The organism is Embleya sp. NPDC020630, assembly GCF_044334985.1.
Taxonomy (GTDB): Bacteria; Actinomycetota; Actinomycetes; order Streptomycetales; family Streptomycetaceae; genus Embleya.
This window is the reverse complement of sequence record NZ_JBIRUB010000062.1, coordinates 1-1,103: the sequence shown is the minus strand read 5'-3', so window position 1 is coordinate 1,103 and position 1,103 is coordinate 1. Positions and strand designations below refer to the sequence as shown.

Genomic DNA, 1,103 nt, shown 5'->3' with positions numbered 1-1,103 from the left:
CTAGGCCGCGTATCCAGTCGTGATCAATGAGTGGTGTGGGTGAGGGCGTTGAGCCAGATCATTGCGGCGCGGAGGTGGAGGGCGGCGAGGTAGCTCTCGGGGGTCTTGTCGTATCTGGTGGCGATGCCGCGCCAGGCCTTCAGTCTGTTGATCAGGCGTTCGACCGTGTTCCGTTCCTTGTAGAGGTCGGCGTCGTGGCCGAAGGGTCTGCCGCCCCTGCTGCCTTTCCGCTTGCGGTTGGCGGCCTGGTCCCGTTTCTCCGGGATGATCGCCTTGATGCGGCGTTTCCGCAGGTGGGCTCGATTGGCGCGGGACGAGTAGGCCTTGTCCCCGGCGACCGCGTCGGGTCGGGTGCGGGGTCGCCCGACGGGCCCGCGGACCCGTATCTTCCCGAGGACGGGGACGAACTGAGGGCTGTCGGCGGCCTGTCCCGCGGTCAGGACGAACGCCAACGGGCGGCAGTTCCGGTCGCAGGCGAGGTGGATCTTGGAGGTCTGTCCGCCCCGCGAGCGCCCGAGCAGGGCAGCCTTCAGCCGGATTCGGTGACGGCGCCGGACGCGTCGTCGTTCCTCCCGGTCCGGGTCGATTCCGACTTCGTTCCCTTCTTGTCCCTCCGGCCCGCCCCCTTTTGTCGGGCCTTCTCCTCTTCTGCGGCGGCCTTCTCCAGGGCGGTGAGCGTGTCGGGGTCGAGATGCATCCCGGCGGCGTCGTGGTGTGCCCGGACGGTGGTCGAGTCCACGCTCACCAGCGACAGGTCCACCCCGCCCCGTTTCGCGGCCTCCGCGATCAGGCCCTCCAGCAGGGCCTCGAAGACACCGGCGTCGCGCCACTGCCGGAAACGGTTGTGGACGGTCGGCCACGCACCGAATCGCTCCGGCACCTCACGCCACTGCGTACCCGTCCGAAACTTCCAGATCACGCCCTCGAACTGCTGCCGCAGCCGCTCGGGATACGGGCCGTACGCACCGATCGGCAGGTACGGCCCGATGAACTCCCACTCCACGTCCGTCAGTTGCTCTCGCGTCACACCAAGACGATCTACCAGACCAGGACCGCCTTGACGACGAATCCCACAGATTGATCACAACCCGATACGCGACCTA

1 pseudogene is annotated in these 1,103 nt (G+C 67.5%); it reads right to left on the bottom strand.

The annotated features are described in order from the left end of the window. Positions 1-23: 23 nt before the first annotated feature. Positions 24-1,027: pseudogene (locus ACH4XV_RS48475) on the bottom strand (IS5 family transposase). Positions 1,028-1,103: the final 76 nt, after the last annotated feature.